We start from the raw sequence: 19,552 nt of genomic DNA on the forward strand, positions 1-19,552 counted from the left end.
ACTCACGGCCGGCCGTCCTCGTTGCAGTGTCCGTAGGAGGGGGCGGATCGGTCGCGGTCGCTCCCATGCTTGAGGGGGCGCAGCTGAACGGGATCGCAGGAATGATCATCGCCGCGGGCGGGGGACGACGGATCGGTGGTCCCGAGGCGCTGCTGCGCCAGGGCGAGAAGCCGCTTGTCAACCAGATGATCGACACGATGACCGAGGCGGGCTGCGAGCGGATCGTGGTCGTGCTGGGTGCCGCCGCTGAACAGGTCCGGGAAACCGCCGACCTGGGCGGGGTCACAGTCGTGATCAACAAGGCGTGGGGCACCGGGGTCGGCTCGTCCATCCGGGCCGGCCTGGCCGCCATGGACGACGAGGGGATCGAGGCGGTGGTGGTGGTGCCGGTCGACATGCCGGGACTGACCGCCGTCGCGGTCCGGCGGGTGGCCGCGTTGCCGTACCCCGATGTGTTGGTCTGCGCCACCTACGACGGGCTGCGCGGCTACCCGATGCTCTTCGGCCGCCGGCACTGGTCCGGCATCGCCACGCTGGCCAGCGCCGACGTGGGCGCCCGACCGTACCTGCTGGCGCACAAGGACCAGATCGTCGACATCGCCTGCGACTCGGTGGCCGACGGCAGTCGGGTCGACACCCCGGAGCTGATGGAGCTGTACGGGCTCACCGTCCCGCCCCAGCGCGTCGAGGTGTAGGCCGCCAACCGGCGGTGTCAGCGTGGACGGCGCGTGGTGGTGCGTGCCACGACCTGCCACTGGTGCCGCGTCGGGGCCGGGGTGGGAAGCCCGAGCGCTACGCGGGCGCAGTGGGCGCCCTGCTCGCGCAGGGACTGGGCCAGGGTGGTCAGTCCGGCGTCCGCGGCCGCGTCCGCGTCGTCCCAGCCGGTCAGGGTCAGGTCGTCGGGAATGCGCAGGCCGGCTCGTGTGGCGGCGCGCAGGGCCCCGAGGGCGAGTTCGTCGCTCATCGCGGCGATGGCGTCCGGCGGCTCGGCGCCCTGGAGCAGCTCAAGGGCGAAGGTCTCCCCTTCATTGCCGCGGTTGACGGGGCAGCTGGCCAGTCGCAACTGGCTGGCGGGATGGCCCGCGTGCGTCCAGGCGTCGCGGAAGCCCTCCCATCGGTGGCGGGTGACCGGGAACGTCACGTCGATCACGTCGTCGCCGGTGAGCAGTTGGCGGGTGCGGGCGCGATCGAGCGGAAAGCCGAGCACGAGCGGGCGGCGGGCTTCGGCGAACGCGGTCCGCCCGATCGCGGTGGCGGCGGCCCGGTCGTCGATACCGATCACCGGCATGCCCCGCCCGTGCGGGCCGGCGTGGACCACCGCGGGCAGGCCGGTGTCGGCGACGGCGTCCAGGACGGGATCGTCGTCGCTTGTGGTCCAGACGACGAACCCGTCCACGGCTGCCTGCGCGACGCGCTGGGCGTCGGTGGGCGCGCCGGTGATCGGCACCAGGGTGAGTCCGACGCCCTCGGTGGCGCACACGTCGGAGACCCCCGCGAGGAAACGCGCCGCCTGCGGGTCGTCGAAGGCGTAGCTCAACCGCTCGCCGAGCACGACGCCGAGGGTGCCGACCCGCCCGCGACGCAGCCCGCGGGCGGCCGGGTGTGGCCCGGGGTAGCCCAGCTTCCGCGCCGCCGCGCGCACCTTCGCCGCAGCCTCGGCGGAGACCCTCCCGGGCTGCGAGTAGGCGTAGGAAACCGTCATCGGCGAGACACCGGCGGCGGTCGCCACCTGCCGCAGAGTCGGCCGCTTGGGGTTGTCCGCGGGGCGGTTCATGGCACAGACTCTATCTGTGTATCGATACACAACGCGGCAGCGGCCGACCCCGTCACGGCGGCGGACCGAGACCGAGACGTTCATCCGGGACGCGCCGACCAGGCTCTCGTACGCCGTCCTGGCCTGCTGGACGTTCTGGCTGTACGCCTTCGGGCCGGCGCTGACCCTCCTGCGTGCGGAGCTGGGCTTCTCCTACACGCTGCTCGGCGTCTACGAGTTGTTGTGGGCGGCGGGCGCGGCGCTGTCCGCGGTGGGGTTTCTGTGGGCGGCTCGCCGCCTGTCCAGGGGTGCGCTGCTGTGGTGCTCGGCCCTCGCCACCGTGTGCGGTGCCGGTCTGTTCACAGTGGGCGGCAGCACAGCGCCCACCCTGCTCGGAGCCGTCGTGTTCGGTCTGGCCGGCACCACGATGCTCACCGTGGTCCAGGCGGTGCTCTCCGACCGGCACGGCGACCGGCGGGACCGGGCGTTGACCGAGGCCAACGTGGGCGCTGGCGCGTCGGCGGTGTTCGCCCCGCTGGTCCTCGGCGTGCTGGCAGCCAGCGCGGTGGGCTGGCGCGTCACGTTCGCGTTGCCGGCCGCCGTCCTCGTGCTGCTGTACCTGCGCTACCGCCGCCAACCGCTACCGGCGGCACCGCAACCCGCCGCCGCGAAGGAAGTCGGAGGGCTGCCGCTGGCCTGCTGGCTGTTCGCCGTGCTGACCGCGGTCAGTTCGGCGATCGAGTTCTGCCTGGTGTACTTCGGCCCTCAGTTGCTCATCCACGCCGGCATGTCCGCCGCCGCTGCCAGCACCGCGCTGAGCAGCAACTACCTCGGTATCCTGATCGGCCGCCTGCTCGGCGCGCGGCTCACCCGCCGCCCCGACCGCGCCGTCGCGCTGCTGTACGCCTCACTGGCGGTCACCGGCCCCAGCTTCGTGCTGTTCTGGCTGACCGACCAGCCGGTCCTCGCCGTCCTCGGGCTGTTCCTGTGCGGGGTGGGCATCGCCAACCTCTATCCGCTCGCGCTCGCGCTCACCCTCGGCGCGGCCGGCGGGCAGGAGGACCGGGCGAACGCCCGCTCGCAACTGATCCTCGGCGTGGTCGCCGGCGTGTCTCCCTTCCTGCTCGGCGGCCTGGCGGACCGGTACGGGCTGGTCACCGCCTTCGCCCTTGAGCCGGTGCTGATCGGCGCCTGCCTGCTGCTGCTGTGGGGCGGGCTCCGTGCCCGCCGCGCCAGCACGTGAGCCAGCCGATGCGCCGGCGTACGGCGTCTCGCCCGTGCGGGCGATTTCGGCATTAGATCACCTTTTGGGTGATTCTGCGGGCCGCGCGTCCCCGCCGGCGAGACGGCTCGTTACCGGTTCGTGACCTTTGGTGAGACAGTGCGAATGAGAGCGCGTACCGGGGCGGGCACCCGACGCCTGCTCCTGCCCGTGGTGGCAGGGGCGACAGTCGCCATGGTGGCGCTGCTGGCGACCACCTCCGACGCTCAGCCCCGACAACCGCTCGATCCGGTGGCCGGCACGCAGGGCTTCCTGGTCGTGACCGCCGGAGACGCGCGGCTGCTCGGTGCCGAGAACGAGGGGACCGTGGCAGTCGGGGGCAACCTCAGCTTCGGCAACTATCAGGTCGCCACGAACAACGCCGGGTCTTTCGTGGTGCCGCCGGACGCTGCTCCGACGGCCCTCCTGGTGGGCGGCCGGGTCGACTTCGCCGCCAGCGTCCCCGGGTCGCGGCTACAGGTGTTGCAGAACGGCTACGTGAAGATCGGCGACCTGACCGGAACGTTTGTCCGCGACACCGACAACAACGCCGCAGCGGTCAACACCAGGGTCCTGCCGGCCGACAACTACGAGGCGACACCGCGGGTCGAGCTCGTGACCCGGCAACCTGTGGCGAGTGTCGGGCCCTCCTCGCCGCTTGATTTTGTCAGCGCGTTCGAGGGTTTCCGCGCGACCGCCACCAGTCTGTCCACCTGTCAGGGGAACGTTGTGCTGACCACCCCGGAGGGTGCGCCGTTGCCCCGGCCCGTTCCCCCGGGCAGCAACGCGGTGGTCAACCTCGCCCCGGGTGTCACGAACGTGCTGAATCTGTCGGCCAGCGACCTCGCCAACATCTCGGTGCTCACCTTTGCCGACCAGCCCAGTGCCGACACGCCACTGCTTGTCAACGTGGACACCAGCGACGTCGCTGACGCGTTCGTCTGGCGGGTGCCGAACTTCGCCGGAATCGGCGGAGAACAGGCCAGATCTATCCTGTTCAACTTCTCGACTGCCACCTCGATCACGCTCACCGACGACAGCGCGACGCTGGAGGGCACGATCTACGCGCCCAACGCCGCCCTGAATGCCGCGACGAACAGCAACATCGAGGGAAGCGTCATCAGCCGGACGCTGACGCACGACGGCGGGGAGATCCACGATTTCCCGTTCTCGACGCTGCTGAACTGCTCCCAACCGACGCCGACGCCAACATCGACGACACCGACACCCACACCGACGGGGCCGACACCGACACCGACGGGGCCGACGCCGACACCAACCGGGCCGACACCGACACCTACCGGGCCGACCTCCGCACCGACGACCCAGCCGCCGGTGAGCCCGACGGGTTACCCGACCAAGCACCCGTTGCCGGTCACCGGCACCTCGTCCTGGTCGATGCTCGGGATAGGGACCGCCGGAATCGGCCTCGGCGTGGGCCTGCTACTGCTGGCCCGGCTGAGACTGCGACGTAACGAAAACTGACAGCAGCGATGGTGGGCCCAGGGCAAGGTCCTGGGCCCACCATCAACGTGCGGTCGAGTCAGTCCTGCGCCGAGTCCAGCTTTCCGGTCTCGGCGAGCCGCTGGTACCAGTGGGCGCTGTCCTTCCAGGTACGGACCTGGGTGTCGTAGTCGACCCGGATGATCCCGAAGCGGCGGTCGTAGCCGTAACCCCACTCGAAGTTGTCAAGCAGCGACCAGACGAAGTAGCCGCGCACGTCGGCGCCCTGCGCGCGGGCGTCGGCCATCGCGCCGATGTGCCGACGCAGGTAGTCGATCCGCCGGTCGTCGTGGATCCGCCCGTCGGCCGACACCACGTCGTCGAACGCCGCGCCGTTCTCGGTGATCATCATGGGCTGGCTGGGGTACTCGCGGTGCAGGCGTAGCAGCAGCTCCGTCAGGGCCGGCGGGTCGATGTTCCACCCCATCGCCGTGTACGGGCCGGGCTGCGGCAGGAAGTCGACGTTGTCGGCGGCGACCCACGGCGTCGAGGTCGAGGCACCGTGCCCGTCGGCGTCGGACCGGGCCGACACACCGTCCCAGGCCCGGACCAGGGTGCTCGAGTAGTAGTTGACCCCGAGCACGTCCAGCGGTACCGCGATCAGCTTCTCGTCACCCGCCCGGACGAACGACCAGTCGGTGACGGATGCGGTGTCGGCGAGCAGATCGGCCGGGTACTCCCCGTCCAGCATCGGGCCGAGGAACGCGCGGTTCGCCAACGCGTCGATCCGCCGCACCGCGTCCCGGTCCGCCTCCGAGTCCGACGCGCCCCGGATGACGTGCAGGTTCAACGTCACCGACAGCTCGGCGGCCGGAGCCAGCTCCCGGACCACCCGACCGGCCAGCCCGTGCGCGAGGTTGAGGTGGTGCACCGCGGCCAGCGCCGCCGCCGGCTCGGTACGACCCGGAGCATGCACACCGGAGGCGTAGCCCAGGTACGCCGAGCACCACGGCTCGTTGAGCGTCGTCCAGGTGTGCACCCGGTCGCCAAGCGCGCCGACGATGCCTGCCGCGTACTCCTGGAAGCGCAGCGCGGTCTCCCGCGCCGCCCAGCCACCGGCGTCCTCCAGCTCCTGCGGCAGGTCCCAGTGGTACATCGTCGCCACCGGGCGGATGCCCCGCTCCAGCAGACCGTCCACCAACCGCGAGTAGAAGTCGATGCCGGCCTGGTTGAAGCGGCCCGAGCCGCCCGGCTGCACCCGCGGCCAGGAGATCGAGAAACGGTACGCGCTGAGCCCCAGATCGGCGATGTGCCCGAGGTCGTCGGCCCACCGGTGGTAGTGGTCGGCGGCCACGTCGCCGGTGTCGCCGTTCAACGTCCGACCCGGTGTGTGGCTGTAGGTGTCCCAGATGGACGGTCCGCGACCGTCCTCCGTGACCGCACCCTCGATCTGGTACGCCGCCGTCGCCGACCCCCAGACGAAGCTCTCCGGGAAGTGGTGTCGCGTCATCGTTCCGTCCCCTGGATCTCGCAGCTGTAGCCCGTCGAGGCGCCGGCAACCAGTTCGACACTGGCCGTCGCCGCCTCGTAGCGCACGTCGAACTCGGCGCCCGGCCCGTCCCCGGGTGACGGTACCCGTACCCGGGTCCGCTGCCCCTCCGCCGGTGCGTACAACCGCAGCCGCACATCGTCGGCCCACTCGTAGTCCGGTCGGTCGGTGCGGGAGCCGAACGGGATGACCGCGCCGGGCCGGGCCAACACCGGCAGGCTGTCGACCGCGTGCTTCTCGGTCACCCACGCCGGGCCGGTGACCTGAGCGCCGCTGACCAGGTGCGTCCAGGTGCCGGCGGGCACGTAGTAGGTGACGGTGCCGTCGGCGCTGAACACCGGCGCGACAAGCACGTCCGGGCCGAGCATGTACTGCCGGTCCAGGTGTGCCGTGGCCGGATCGTGCGGGAACTCCAGGAACATCGGGCGCATCACCGGCGTACCGTCGCGGTGCGCCTCCTGCGCGGCGGCCGCCAGGTACGGCATCAGGCCGAGCTTGAGCCGGGTGAAGTGCCGCAGCACGTCGACGGCCTCGTCGTCGAACGCCCACGGCACCCGGTACGACCCCGAGCCGTGCAGCCGGGAGTGCGAGGAGAGCAACCCGAAGGCGACCCACCGCTTGAACACCGCCGGATCGGGGGTGCCCTCGAAGCCGCCGATGTCGTGGCTCCAGTAGCCGAAGCCGGACGCGGCCAGGGACAACCCGCCGCGCAGTGACTCGGCCATCGCGACGAACGTCGACTCGCAGTCGCCACCCCAGTGCACGGGGAACTGCTGCCCGCCGGTGGTGGCCGAGCGGGCGAACAGCACCGCCTCGCCCTCGCCGCGTTCGGTCTCCAGCAGCTCGAAGACCGCCTTGTTGTAGAGGTAGGAGTAGTAGTTGTGCATCCGCTGCGGGTCCGAGCCGTCGTGCCACACCACGTCGGTCGGGATGCGCTCGCCGAAGTCGGTCTTGAAGCAGTCGACGCCCATGTCGAGCAGGGCCTTGAGCTTGCCGGTGAACCAGCGCACCGCGTCCGGGTTGGTGAAGTCGACGAGCGCCATGCCGGCCTGCCACTTGTCCCACTGCCAGACCGACCCGTCCGGGTTGCGGACCAGGTAGCCGGCCTCGCGGCCCTCCTCGAAGAGGTACGACCGCTGCGCGATGTACGGGTTGATCCAGACGCACACCTTCAGGTCACGCTCGTGCAGCCGGCGCAGCATGCCCTCCGGGTCCGGGAAGGTCGCCGGGTCCCAGACGAAGTCGACCCAGTGGAACTGGCGCATCCAGAAGCAGTCGAAGTGGAACACCGACAGCGGCAGCCCGCGCTCGGCCATCCCGTCGACGAACTCGGTCACCGTCTTCTCGTCGTACGAGGTGGTGAACGACGTGGACAGCCACAGCCCGTACGACCAGGCGGGGACCCGGGCCGGGCGGCCGGTGAGCGCGGTGTAGCGGCGCAGCACGTCCTTCGGTGTGGGCCCGTCGATGACGTAGTAGGTCAGTGACTGCCCCTCGACGCTGAACTGGGTCTGCGCGACCACCTCGGAGCCGACCTCGAACGACACGTGCTCCGGGTGGTCCACGAACACCCCGTAGCCGGCGCTGCTGAGATAGAACGGCACGTTCTTGTACGCCTGCTCGCTGGCGGTGCCCCCGTCGGCGTTCCAGATGTCGACGGTCTGCCCGTTCTTCACGAACGGGCCGAAGCGCTCACCCAACCCGTACACCGTCTCACCGACACCGAGGGCGAGCCGCTCGTGCACGTGGCGGCGGCCCTCGGCGTCGGTGACGACGCCGACGCTGCGGGCGGTGGACGCGGTGACCACCCGGTCGCCGTGCAGGAACTCGACCCGCCACCCGTCGACGAGCGCGACCCGCGCGGTCAGCTCACCGGTGGTCAGCGTCGCGCTGAGCCCGGTGACGTCGACGACGACCGGGTGCGACTCGTCGGTGCTCAGCCCGAAGTGCGGCTCGCGGGGCAGCCCACCGGTGTGGTGGGCGATCGTCACCCCGACGACGCCCGGGGCGGGGGAGAAGAACCGGACGGTGACCAGGGGCCGGTTCAGGGTGTCACCGCGACCGGTGATCTGACCGGTCGGCGCGAAGACGGTGAAGCCGCGCTCGTCCGGCTCGACCGACTCCACGACGCCGGGGCGTAGGACGCTGACACCGGGGCGCAGTTGCCAGTACCCGTCGGTGAACTTCACTTCTCGGCTCCTGCCGTGATGCCGCGCGCCAGGGTGCGCTGGAAGATGAGGAAGAAGAGGATGGCCGGCACCAGGCTGATCAGGGCGCCGGCGTTCGTGGTCGGAGCGTCCATCAGCCGGTCACCCTGAAGCGACGCGAGCGCCACCGGGATGGTCTGCGTCTGGTTGTCGATCAGCATGACCAGCGGGATGAGGAACTCGTTCCACGTCCAGATGAAGAAGAAGATGAGCAGCACGGAGAGGGTGGGGCGCAGGTTGGGGAAGACCACCCGCCACAGCACCGTCCACTTGCCGGCGCCGTCCAGCGCCGCCGCCTCCAGCAGCGAGCGGGGGAACGTGCCGAGCACCGAGGCGAGCAGGTAGGTGCCGAACGCGCTCTGGATCACCGTGAAGATGATGATCACCGCGAGTCTGGTGTTGTAGAGCCCGACCTCCTTGGCCGCGTAGTACAGCGGGTAGATCAACGCCTCCTGCGGCAGCATGTTGGCGAGCAGGAACAACCCGACGATCCAGAGCCGGCCACGGACCCGGCCGATGCCCAGGGCGTACGCGTTGAGCAGTGACACGGCGACGCCGAGCACGGCCACCGAGCCGGCGATGAGCGCCGAGTTCCAGAGCTTGAGCGGGAAGTTCACAGTGGTCCAGTACGTGCGCAGACCCTTGGTGTAGAACTCGCTCGGCCAGCTCAGTGGGCCACCCGACGAGTAGTCACCGGGCGACTTGAACGCGTTGAGCAGCATGAACGCGAACGGCACGAGCATGACCAGCGCGCCGAGGACGACCAGGGCGAGCACCACCCAGCGGCTGACGCCGCGGTGGTGTCGATCGGGTACCTGCCGGCGCGGCGCGACCGGCGCAGGGCTCGGTGTCAGTGTGACGGCCATGTCAGATCCCCCGGTCCCGGCGCTCGCTGCGCGCCTGCATCCAGATGAAGACCACGGCCACCAGAACGATGATCAGTGTCAACACCGTGGAGATCGCGGAGCCGTAGCCGACCTGCAACTTCTTGAAGAACGTGTAGTACGCGAAGTAGGACGGCACGTTCGTGGCATTGTCCGGGCCGCCCCGGGTCAGGGCGAAGATCGGCCCGAACACCTTCAGCGCGGCGATGGTGCAGGTCAGTGCCACCACGAAGGTCTCCGGCCGGATCTGCGGGAGGGTGATCGCACGGAACCGGTGCAGCCAGTTCGCGCCGTCGACCTCGGCCGCCTCGTACAACTCGGGGTCGACCCGTTGCAGCGCCGCCATGAAGACGACCACCGGGTAGCCGATCTGCACCCAGATCATCACCGCCATCACGGCCGGCAGGGCGGTGCCCGGGTCGCCGAGCCAGTCGTGGCGTAGCGCGCCGAGTCCGACCGCGTCGAGCAGGCTGTTGAACGCCCCGTCGGGGCGCAGGATCCAGCCCCAGACGATGCCGGCCACCACGACGGGCAGCACCTGCGGGAGGTAGAACGCGGCCCGCAGCGCGGCGGCGGTGCGCGGCTTGAACCGGCGACCGATGACGTCGAAGAGCACCGCGGCGAGCAGCAGCCCGAGCAGTGTGGGCACCACCACCATCGCGACGATCATCCAGACGGTGTTGCGGAACGACGCCCAGAACACGTCGTCCTGCAACAACTGCTGGTAGTTGTCCAGGCCGACCCACCGGGGGTCGCCGATGCCCGACCACTTGGTGAGCGACAGGTAGAGGGTGCCGATCAGCGGCGCGCCGATGACCAGGACGAAGAGCACCGCTCCGGGGAGCAGGTAGAGCCAGTACGCCGCATCGCGGCCGCGGCGTCTGCGGCTGGGCGGGGGCGGGGTGGGCGTCGCGGCCGGCGGTGTGGCGGCGACGGTCTCGGAGACTGCCATGGAAGATCCTTCCCGGCGGGGCGGGCGGGCGCGCCGGTCGTGCCGGTCGCGCCCGCCGCTCGCCGTGTCACTTGCTGGTGATCTCCTTGACGCCATCGGCGTACGGCTTGGCGATCGTGTCGAGGACCTGGTCGGGAGTCTTCGACCCGTTGATCAGGGCCTGGAAGCCGGAGACCAGCACGTCGTAGAAACCGGGGACCGGCCAGTCCGGGTAGAAGGCGAGCCCGTCGGACTTGCTGACCGTGTTGAAGTCCTCGATCAGCTTGCGGTCCTTCGGGTCGGCGATCTTCGACGCGTCGGCGGCGACCGGGACACCACCGTTGTTGCCGATCAGGTCCTGGATCTCCGGACGCAGGGTGATGTCGATGAAGTCGTACGCCAGGCTCTTGGCCTTGCTGTTCTCCGGGACCACCCACAGGTTGCCGGAGGAGCCGGCCTGCAGGGTGTTGCCGGGGAAGAGGAAGGTGTCCCAGTTGGCCTTCATCTCGGTCTTGAACCGGCCGTACCACCAGCTACCCGAGACGATCATCGGAACCTTGCCGCCGATGAAGGCGGTGCCCATGTCCTCGGCCTTGAGACTTGCCGAGTTCTTGGCGACGTAGCCCTTGCGCACCCACTCGGCGAAGGTGTCCGCGCCGTACTTGAGCGGGTCGGCCTTGAAGTCGACCGGGTTCTTGTAGAGCTGGTAGTTGTCGACGAACTGCCGGTCGCCCTTGGACAGGGCGAGCTGGTAGAAGAGCTGCCCGGCCGGGTACTCGGCGCCGGCCATGCCCAGCGGGGTGACGCCCTTGCCGACGAAGGTGTCCATCGCGGCGGTCATCTCGGCCATGCTGGTCGGCACCTTGACGCCGTTGCGCTGGAACAGGTCCTTGTTGTAGTAGACAGTGACGTACTCGCCGTAGTTCGGCACGCCGAACCACTTGCCCGAGCCCATCACACCCTTGTCGCTGTACCGGGCGGTGGTCTGCAGGCTGGGGCTGAGCTTGCCGGCCCAGCCCCGCTTGTCGGCCTCGGCGCTCAGGTCGGAGAGCAGGCCCTGGGTGGAGAGCAGGCCGGCGGTCGCGTTGCCCTTGTTGTACTCCATGATGTCCGGGCCTTCGGACGAGTTGATGATCATGCCGGCGTTCTGCTGGATCTGCTCGAACGCCTTACGCTCGAAGCGCACCTCGACGCCCGGGTGCTCGGTCTTGAAGATCTCGATGGCCCGGTTCCAGCCGACCCCCATGGCGCTGTTCTCGCTCTCGTAGTGCCAGAGCTTGAGGGTCTTGGCGTCGCTGTCGTCCCCGTTGTCGCCACCGCCGCAGGCGGCCACGGTGGTCGTCGCGGTCGCCGCCAGGGCGAGCGCGGCGACGATCCGGCGGAATCGCTGCATTACTATCCTCCTCGTTGAGTATCTAGCGGTACTGCATCGGGCCCGTCGTCGCGTTGCCGCGCGGCGGCGGGCCGTTTCTACTTGTCAGCCCCCATGAGTTGGCGGCTTCGTGGCGCGGCTGTCGAGCCCCGGATCTCCAGCGAGCACGGCAGTAGTTGCTGGTGGAGCCGGCTGCCGTCGCCGTCCAGGTGGCGCACCAGCGCCTCGATCGCCATCCGGCCCAGTGCCGAACCGGGTGACGTCATCGCGGTGAGCGCCGGGGTCGCCAGCTCGGCGACCTGCGGCGAGGTGACCATCGAGACGACGGAGACGTCGTCGGGCACCGACAACCCGCGGCCGGTCAGCTCGCCGAGAATGCCGAAGATCGCGGTCTCGTTCATGGCCAGCACGGCGGTCAGCTCCGGGGCCTGGGCGAACGCGTCGGCCAGGGCCGCGCGACCGCCGGCGGCGCTGTCCTCGGCCGCGATCATCAGCGGGTCGAGACCGTGTCCGGTCATCGCCGCGACGAAGGCGTCCCGGGTACGCAGCGCGGGCCCGTAACCGCTGGTCAGCGTCGCGGCCGAGTGGTTGACGTAGACGATCCGCCGGTGCCCGAGGCCGACCAGGTGCGCGACGGCCTCCCGGACGGTCTGGTCGAAGTCGATGTCGACGTAGGAGAGCGCGCTGGTGTCGCCGGTCCGACCGATCAGGACCAGCGGTACGCCGGCCTCCTGGAGCACGGTGACGCGCTCGTCGGCGAGCTGGACCTCCATCAGCACGACGCCGTCGAGCATCCGCTGGGTGGCCAGCCGACGCAGGTCGTCGAGATCGCCACCGCCGACCGGTGAGAGCACCAGGTGGTAGCCGGCGGCGCTGGCCGCCGAGGCGGCACCGGTGACGAAGGCGGTTTCGGTGGCGCCCAGGCCGCGCTCGTCCATCGGCATCAGCAGGCCGAGGATCCGGCTGCGCCGGCTGGCCAGGCCACGGGCCATCGCGTTGGGCTGGTAGTCGAGCTCGGCCATCGCGGCGAGCACCTTGTCCCGGGTGGCCTGGGAGATCGGCCGAGCGCCGGTGAGCACGTACGAGACGGTGCTGACCGAGACCTGCGCGAGGCGGGCGACGTCGTGCATGGTAGCCACGCGTACCTCCTCTGGCCGGGGGTGGGATCGCTCCCGCCTGGTCGTCGAAACGCTTCGACGAAGCGGTTCGACAGGACGCTAGGCCACCTGTTACGGCGACGTCAATAGCCGATGTCGAAAAGACTTCAGCGGTCACGCGACGCCCGCGCCCGTCCCTCCCACAGGCCGAGCGCTGCCGCTGGTGCGTCCCGGAGAGGCGCGCAGCTTCCCTGATGTTGCTGCCTCCGGCGCGCGGGAGGCAGCAACTACCCGGTAGTTGCGCGGATCTTGCTCAGTGATGTCGGGTCAGGCCAGGTCGAACAGTGCGGCGGCGTTGTGCCAGCAGACCGCGCGTAGCCAGTCGTCGCCCAGCTCCAGCCGGGCCAACCCGGTGAGTTGGTCGGCGTACGGGTAGGGAATGTTGGGGAAGTCGCTGCCCAGCAGCACCTTGCCGGACAATCCCAGCTCACGCAGCCGGGGCAGTTCGTCGTCGGGGAAGGGGACGAACTGCTCGAAGAAGGGCGTGAAGGCCATCGTGGTGTCCAGCCGGACCCGCTCGTACGCCTCCGCGAGATCCATGAACGCCAGATAGTCCGGGGCGCCGAGGTGCGCCACCACCGCGGGCAGCCGAGGATGGCGGGCCAGCAGCTCGCCGAACTGCTCCGGGCCGGTGTGCGCGGTGCCCACGGGTGCGTGGCCGGCGTGCACCACCACCGGCACACCCGCGTCGGACAGCATCCCCCACACCTGGTCCAGCGCCGGATCCGTCGGCGCGAAGCCGCCGACCTGGACGTGCACCTTGAACACCCGGGCCCCGTCGGCAAGCGCCGCCTCGACGTACGCGGGCGCGTCCGGTTCCGGGAAGAAGGTGGCCGAGGGCAGGCAGCCCGGGGTGACCCGGGCGAAGTCAAGCGACCACCGGTTCAGGTCCGCGGCCATGCCCGGCCGATGGGCGTACGCCAGGGCGCTGAACGCCCGCACGCCGAGACGGTGCAGGTACGCGACCCGCTCGGCGTCGCTCCACCGGTACCGGATCGGCCACTCGGTGCCGACCAGCGGGCCGGCCGCGTCGAAGTACGCCCAGATCCGGCGCAGCAGGCGCGGCGGTAGGAAGTGCACGTGCACGTCGGCCAGCCCGGGCAGCCCCAGCCCGCGCCAGAACTCCGGCACCCACGCGTCGGCGGCTGGCGGCGGCGGCTCCGGCACCGGGTCGGTCATATCTCGATGTCGAACCGGCTCAGCACCGAGGGCGCGATCAGGCCGACCGTGGCGAGCGCCGACACGACGGTCAGTGCGATGCGCATCCCGACCACCTCGGCCTTGCTGCCGACCCGCAGGGCGATGCTGTTCGGTAGGCCGATCATCATCCACATCCGCCGCTTGATCGGGATCGGCCAGAGGATCGGCACGCCCGCTCTGGTGATCATGTCGCCGAGGATGTGCACGAAGCAGCCCACGCCCAGGGCCGTGCCGATGAGCGGATAGCCGCGACCACCCGGCAGGTTGGCGAAGGTGAACCAGGCGGCCCCGGCCGACGCGAGGGTGATGATCACCCATCCGGCGCGTTCGGCCCACTCGTCGAACAGCCCGCGCAGCGCCAGGCCGAACATGAAGAACAGGATGGTGATGACCGCCCACTTGCCGTACGCCGCGCAGAGCGCGGTGGTGCCCCAGCCGACCAGCAGGGTGAACGGCAGCGTGTGGGTCAGCGTCCGGTGCCCGTTGTTGCGACGCGGGTCCTTGCTGAGCTTCGTGGCGTAGTAGACCCCGAGCGAGATCTTCTCCATCACCTCGGCGGCGAAGAGCGAGAAGACGCCGAAGGTGCGCGCCACAGTGGCTCCACCCTGGTTCTTGGTCACCTTGCCCGACATGTCGAGGTCGGGAAAGAGCGCGCCACCGGCGCACACCGCGGTGCCCACCGCCAACGCCAGCGGCGACTGGTGATAGTCGGCGAACTGGTCCAGTGCCCAGGACCCGGCCAACCACGCCGCCGCGCCGGACAGCGCGTGTTGCGGTCCCATCATCTCGGCTCACCCTCCCCAGGGATCTTGAGCGCCCAAAACTACGCCACTGTAGTAAGCGTCGGCGCCGCAGGGGCATCACCCGGAAGGTCCACATCGGACCGGGTCACATCGCGGGGGTGAAGCTCTGCCGGATCATCGGCAAGTATGCCGCGTTGACCTGCCAGTCGAACTCTTTTGTCAACCACGAGACGGTGTAGGAACGTTCGGCCGAGGTGTTGGCCAGCAACCGGAAACTGTGCAACTGGTCGCCGGCGGCGTTCTCCCAGCCGCACTCCCAGACCGCGCCGCCCTCGAAGATGTCCATCGCGGAGATGTCCACCCGGCGGTAGCCGTTCAGTAGCGCGTCGCCGGTGGTGAGCCGGGCCTCCTCGGCCTTCCAGTACGCCACCGGGTCGGCCCGCGCCGGCCCTGCCTCGACGCTGAGCACCCGGGCGCCGTCCTGTTCCCGGAAGCAGGTCACCGCCCCCTCGGTCCAGCGCGCCCAGCCCACCGGCACGGCAATCCGAAACCCGGTCGGGTCGTCGTGCCAGGTCCAGCCCTCGCGCAGTCGGTACGGCGCGTCCGCCGGAGGCGACATCGAGGCGACCGGAGTGGACGTCGGTGGTGGTGGCGGTGGCGCCGCGCAGGCGAACGCGGCCGGCCGGGCGGTCGGCGCGCCGCCTCCCGACCCCGACGGTGGTGTCCGCTCGGAGGTGCGGTCGACAAGTGCCAGCGTCACACCCCCGGCGACGAGCAGGGCGATGGCCGCTGCGCCCACAACGATCAGACGCCGCCTGCCGGGTCGGGTACCCGGCGGGGGAGCCGGTGCGGGCGAATCGCCGGACGCTACGTGCGGGTCGACCGGCTCGGGCAGGATGGCCCGGCTCGCGCTGCGTACCGCGGCCACCGCCGAGGACGGCGTCGGCCCGACCGGCTGCTCGGGGGCCGCCGCGGCGCTGCGCAGCAGTGGCTCCACCTCGGTGGCGGTCAACCGCCGCCAGGGGTCGCGTTGCAGCAGGCCGGTGAGCGCGGGGCGCAACGGGCCGGCGCGGCGCATCGGATCCGGTGGGTCGGTGGCGAGCGCGCTGAGGGTCGCCATCGCGCTGGACCGGGCGTACGGGGACTGCCCCTCGACCGTCGCGTAGAGCGTCGCGCCGAGCGACCACAGGTCGGTACGCGGATCAGACAGCCCTTCGCGGGCCCGCTCCGGCGCGACGAACTGCGGCGAGCCGAGCACCGTGCCCGGCCCGGTCATCGCACCCTCTCCACCGTCGAAGGTGGCCAGCCCGAAGTCGGTGAGCACCACCCGCCCGTCGTCGGCGACAAGCACGTTGTGCGGTTTCACATCACGGTGCAGCACCCCGGCGGCGTGCGCGGCCCGCAGTGCGGCAAGCACCGCCAGCCCGATCTGGGCGGTGCGCTGCGGGCTCAGGGGCCCCTCGGTGCTGATGATCTGCTGCACCGACCGGGACGGCACGTACTCCATCACGATCCACGGGCTCTCCCGGTCGTGCACGACGTCGTAGATGCGCACCACGTTCGGGTGGTTGAGCCGGGCAGCGGTGCGTGCCTCGCGCAGCGTCCGCAGCCGTGACTCCTCGCGTTCGGCCTCGGTCAGCCAGGACGGCGGCACGACCTCCTTCACCGCGACGTCGCGGTGCAGCATCTCGTCGCGAGCAAGCCACACCCGACCCATCCCGCCGGTGCCGACCAGGTCGAGCAGCCGGTACCGACCCGCGATCAGCATCTGATGCACGGTCGCTCCCCCTTGGTCACCCCGTGTTACACGATAACCACAGGTGCCCGCCTTCTCATCCGCTGAGCGGCCTCGATCCACGCCGGACGGTGGTCCGGATCATGGCCGTACGGTGCAGGTCAGCGGGGTGGTCGGAAACTCTTTCGCACCACTGCCCAGTCGGCGTCGGCCGCCGCCCAGTCCTCGTCGGCGGTGATCCAACCCAACGTCCAGGGGTCGGCGCCGGCGACGAGTTGCCGAGCGTGCAGCAGTGGCCCGTCCGGTGCCCGCCAGCGGCACTCCCACTCCGCGCCGCCGTCGCTCGCGGCGAGTCGGATCTCGTCGTACTCCGGCAGTGCCCCGGCCCCGGCCGCCGCGTCGCGGACCGCCCGCAGCCCGACCAACGGATCGGCGGCACCGCCCGTGGCGACGCTGAACGCCCGGCCGGTCGCCGGGTCCTGGAAACAGGCCACCACCCCGTCGCGGAAGTAGTGCCAGGTCGCCGGCACGGAAACCCGGAAGCCGGCGGTGTCGGCGTGCCAGACCCAGCCGGACGGCGGCCGGAACCGTTCGCCGGGGCCCGGCGCGCGGGCCGGCACCGGCGCGCCGCCGACGTCCGGGCGGACGCAGGCGAACGGTGGTGGGGCCACACCGGGCCCGCCGGGTGGCGGTCGGTGACGGTCGGGGCCGGGACCGTGCGGCCCGTCCCGGCCGCCGCCGTCGGGTGGGGCGTACGGCGGTGGGGTGGAGGGTCGGGCGACGGTGTCGGTGGGCTGGTCAGCGGTGACCGCCAGCGCGGTGCCGACGCCGGCCGCCACGGCCACCAGTAGTGACACGGCGACCAGCGTGGCCCGCCGCGTCGTGCGCCGTCCCTTCGCTCCGGGGAGCACCGCAACCGCATCTCCCGCTCCGGCGGCCTGACCGGGCTGGGGTAACGGAATGGTGGGCTCCTGGCCGGCGGGCTCGTCGGTCGCTGCGGACGATTCGCCAGTCGCCGGGTCTCGCCGGACCGCCGACCCCGACGACGCCGCCGAACCCGACGCCGGGGGCGCGTCGGTGTGGCCGGTCGCGGCCCTGAGTAGCAACCGGCGGGCCGCGTCGTGGTCGAGGCGGTCGCGCGGGTCGCGGCGCAGCAACCCCGCGAGTACCGGCGCGAGCGCCCCGGCGTGCGGGGCCGGGTCCGGCGGTCCGGCGGCAAGTGCGCTCAGGGTGGCCATCGCGGTGCTGCGGGCGTACGGGGAGCGGCCCTCCACGGCGGCGTGCAGGGTCGCCCCGAGGGACCACAGGTCGGCGGCGACCGTGGACGCCCCCTCGGCCGCGCGCTCCGGGGCGACGTACTGCGGGGAGCCGAAGACCATGCCGGGGCGGGTCGTCACGCCGTCGCCGCCGTCGAAGGTGGCCAGCCCGAAGTCGGCGAGCATCACCCGCCCGTCGTGCGCCACCAGCACGTTCTGGGGCTTGATGTCGCGGTGCAGCACCCCGGCGGTGTGCGCGGCGTGCAGCGCGTCGAGGACGGCGAGGCCGATCCGGGCGGCGTGGGACGGCTCCAGTGGCCCTTCGGCGTCCACCACGTCCTGCAACGTGCGGGACGGGACGTACTCCATCACGATCCACGGGCTGCCGTCGACCGGGATGACGTCGTAGAGCCGGACCACTGCGGGGTGGTTGAGCCGGGCCGCGGCGCGCGCCTCCCGCAGGGTGCGCGAGCGCAGTTCGGCCCGGTCGTGGTCGGCCAGCCACGTCGGCGGCACGATCTCCTTGACCGCGACGTCGCGGTGCAGCATCTCGTCGCGGGCCAGCCACACCCGGCCCATGCCCCCGCGCCCCAGCAGGTCGAGCAGCCGGTACCGACCGGCGATCAGCACCTACGCACGCTCCTCCTCAGCCGCTGTCCGGGCTACACCCTAACCAGCGGATCGGGAGTCACCTATCGATAGTCCGACTCGGCTCAGCAGGCGGCGTGGTCGACGCGTGCCAGCAGATTGCCCTCCGGGATGGCGATCCGGGCACGTCCACCAGCCAGTCCGGCGGAGGCGCGCCGGGCCTGGAGCGGGTCGTGCTCCCGGCGGGCCGCGGCGTAGCTGGCGGCCGTGCGGGCGGCGATCGTGGTCCACCCGTACTGTTCGCCGACCATGGTGCGGGCCCGGCGCGCCACCCGACGCGCGAAGACCTCGTCGTCGAGCAGTTGACCGACCGCGCCGGCGAGCGCGTCCGGGTCGCTGTGCGGGAACGTCACCCCGGTCACGCCGGACTCCACGATCTCGGCGAGGCCGCCGGTGCGGGCCACCGCCAGTGGGGCCCCGGCGGCTGCCGCCTCCAGCGCCACCATGCCGAACGGCTCATAGAGGCTGGGCACCACTGTCGCGTCGGTGGCGCCGAGCATCGCCGGCAGTTGGGTGGAGTCGAGGAAACCGGTGAACCGGACCGTCGAGCAGAGCGCCAGCCGCCGGGCCTGGGCTTCCAACTCGGGCCGGTACGGGCCGTCGCCGGCGATCACCACGCGCAGACCCGGGTGCCGCTCGCGCAGCCGCGGCACCGCGTGCACCAGGTGCTGGACGCCCTTCTCGTAGACCAGCCGTCCCGCGTACCCGATCAACGGGCCGTCCCCGGCGAACCGGGCGCGGGCCGACGCGACCGCCCGCGGACGCGCCCGCCAGGCCCGGCCGTCGACCCCGTTGGGCACCACGTCGATCTGGGTGGTCGGGATGTCGAACAGGGCCTTCACCTGCTCACGCATGTAGCCGGAGCAGACGATCACCCGGCCGGACTCGTTGCTGAGCCACTGCTCGACGCCGTGGATGGTGCGGTTCATCTCCTCGGGCAGCCAGCCCTGGTGCCGGCCCGCCTCGGTGGCGTGCATGGTGGTGACCAGGGGCAGGTCCAGGTGCTCGGCCAGGGAGATGGCGGTGTGGGCGACGAGCCAGTCGTGGGCGTGGATGACGTCGTAGGCGCCGGCCTGGGTGGCGCGCAGTGCGGTGCGGGTGAGGGTGTGGTTGAAGGCCATGGTCCAGGCCAGCAGGGAGCTGGTGGCGAGGGGGAACGTCACCGGGTCTTCGGGGGCGCGCAGGATGCGCACGCCGTCGGCGTACTCCTCCATGGGTGCGCCGTCGGTGTGGCGGGTGACGACGGTGACCTCGTGGCCGGCGGCGGCGAGCGCGACGGAGAGTGCGTGCACGTGTCGGCCGAGGCCGCCGACGAGCACCGGCGGGTACTCCCAGGACAGCATCAGCACCCGGAGCCGCCGGGCGGGGTGGATGTCGATCACGTGGGCGTCGGGTGACATGCGGCCCCCTTTG

At 71.2% G+C, this 19,552-nt stretch carries 15 protein-coding genes; 3 read left to right on the forward strand and 12 right to left on the reverse strand.

Annotation, left to right across the window (positions count from 1 at the left end; translation table 11 throughout):
* Positions 1–101: 101 nt before the first annotated feature.
* Positions 102–695: a nucleotidyltransferase family protein gene (locus tag AB0F61_RS06180; protein WP_357803794.1), complete on the forward strand. Its 594-nt coding sequence runs from the start codon at positions 102–104 to the stop codon at positions 693–695.
* Between the two features lie 17 nt (positions 696–712).
* Here the strand turns inward: AB0F61_RS06180 and AB0F61_RS06185 are convergent, their stop codons facing one another.
* Entirely contained in the window at positions 713–1,774 is a 1,062-nt protein-coding gene (locus tag AB0F61_RS06185) for a LacI family DNA-binding transcriptional regulator (RefSeq protein WP_357803796.1), read from the reverse strand.
* A gap of 16 nt (positions 1,775–1,790) precedes the next feature.
* Between AB0F61_RS06185 and AB0F61_RS06190 the strand changes: the two genes are divergently transcribed.
* Positions 1,791–2,996 carry an MFS transporter gene (locus AB0F61_RS06190; protein WP_357803798.1) on the forward strand — a complete coding sequence of 402 codons (1,206 nt, stop codon included), beginning with the start codon at positions 1,791–1,793 and terminating at the stop codon, positions 2,994–2,996.
* 213 nt (positions 2,997–3,209) lie between these two features.
* Entirely contained in the window at positions 3,210–4,499 is a 1,290-nt protein-coding gene (locus AB0F61_RS06195; RefSeq protein WP_357804116.1) for a choice-of-anchor A family protein, read from the forward strand.
* 58 nt (positions 4,500–4,557) lie between these two features.
* Here AB0F61_RS06195 and AB0F61_RS06200 read toward each other — a convergent pair whose 3' ends face one another.
* From AB0F61_RS06200 to AB0F61_RS06250, 11 genes are all read right to left on the reverse strand, one after another.
* The gene (locus AB0F61_RS06200; RefSeq protein WP_357803799.1) at positions 4,558–5,967 is read right to left on the reverse strand and encodes a GH1 family beta-glucosidase; all 1,410 of its coding nucleotides are present in this window, start codon (positions 5,965–5,967) and stop codon (positions 4,558–4,560) included.
* The gene (yicI, locus tag AB0F61_RS06205) at positions 5,964–8,195 is read right to left on the reverse strand and encodes an alpha-xylosidase (protein ID WP_357803800.1); all 2,232 of its coding nucleotides are present in this window, start codon (positions 8,193–8,195) and stop codon (positions 5,964–5,966) included. Before yicI ends, AB0F61_RS06200 begins: the two co-directional genes overlap by 4 nt.
* The gene (locus tag AB0F61_RS06210; RefSeq protein WP_357803802.1) at positions 8,192–9,079 is read right to left on the reverse strand and encodes a carbohydrate ABC transporter permease; all 888 of its coding nucleotides are present in this window, start codon (positions 9,077–9,079) and stop codon (positions 8,192–8,194) included. Before AB0F61_RS06210 ends, yicI begins: the two co-directional genes overlap by 4 nt.
* Position 9,080: 1 nt before the next feature.
* Positions 9,081–10,049, reverse strand: coding sequence for a sugar ABC transporter permease (locus AB0F61_RS06215; protein ID WP_357803803.1), 969 nt, complete (start codon positions 10,047–10,049; stop codon positions 9,081–9,083).
* A gap of 67 nt (positions 10,050–10,116) precedes the next feature.
* The gene (locus AB0F61_RS06220) at positions 10,117–11,421 is read right to left on the reverse strand and encodes an extracellular solute-binding protein (RefSeq protein ID WP_357803804.1); all 1,305 of its coding nucleotides are present in this window, start codon (positions 11,419–11,421) and stop codon (positions 10,117–10,119) included.
* Between the two features lie 77 nt (positions 11,422–11,498).
* Positions 11,499–12,530: a LacI family DNA-binding transcriptional regulator gene (locus tag AB0F61_RS06225; protein WP_357804119.1), complete on the reverse strand. Its 1,032-nt coding sequence runs from the start codon at positions 12,528–12,530 to the stop codon at positions 11,499–11,501.
* Positions 12,531–12,824: 294 nt separating this feature from the next.
* A complete protein-coding gene (locus tag AB0F61_RS06230) occupies positions 12,825–13,736 on the reverse strand; it encodes an amidohydrolase family protein (protein ID WP_357803806.1) in 912 nt (303 codons plus the stop codon).
* On the reverse strand, positions 13,733–14,542 hold the full coding sequence (locus AB0F61_RS06235; RefSeq protein ID WP_357803809.1) for a metal-dependent hydrolase: 810 nt from the start codon (positions 14,540–14,542) through the stop codon (positions 13,733–13,735). The genes AB0F61_RS06230 and AB0F61_RS06235 overlap by 4 nt, the downstream gene beginning before the upstream one ends.
* A 103-nt stretch (positions 14,543–14,645) precedes the next feature.
* Positions 14,646–16,268, reverse strand: a complete 1,623-nt coding sequence (locus tag AB0F61_RS06240; RefSeq protein ID WP_357804122.1) for a protein kinase — start codon at positions 16,266–16,268, stop codon at positions 14,646–14,648.
* A gap of 128 nt (positions 16,269–16,396) precedes the next feature.
* Positions 16,397–18,121, reverse strand: a complete 1,725-nt coding sequence (locus AB0F61_RS06245) for a serine/threonine-protein kinase (protein WP_357803810.1) — start codon at positions 18,119–18,121, stop codon at positions 16,397–16,399.
* Positions 18,122–18,204: 83 nt separating this feature from the next.
* Positions 18,205–19,539, reverse strand: coding sequence for a glycosyltransferase family 4 protein (locus tag AB0F61_RS06250; protein ID WP_357803812.1), 1,335 nt, complete (start codon positions 19,537–19,539; stop codon positions 18,205–18,207).
* Between the last annotated feature and the right edge of the window lie 13 nt (positions 19,540–19,552).

Origin of the sequence: Micromonospora sp. NPDC023888, from assembly GCF_040639415.1 — a bacterium.
GTDB lineage: Bacteria > Actinomycetota > Actinomycetes > Mycobacteriales > Micromonosporaceae > Micromonospora.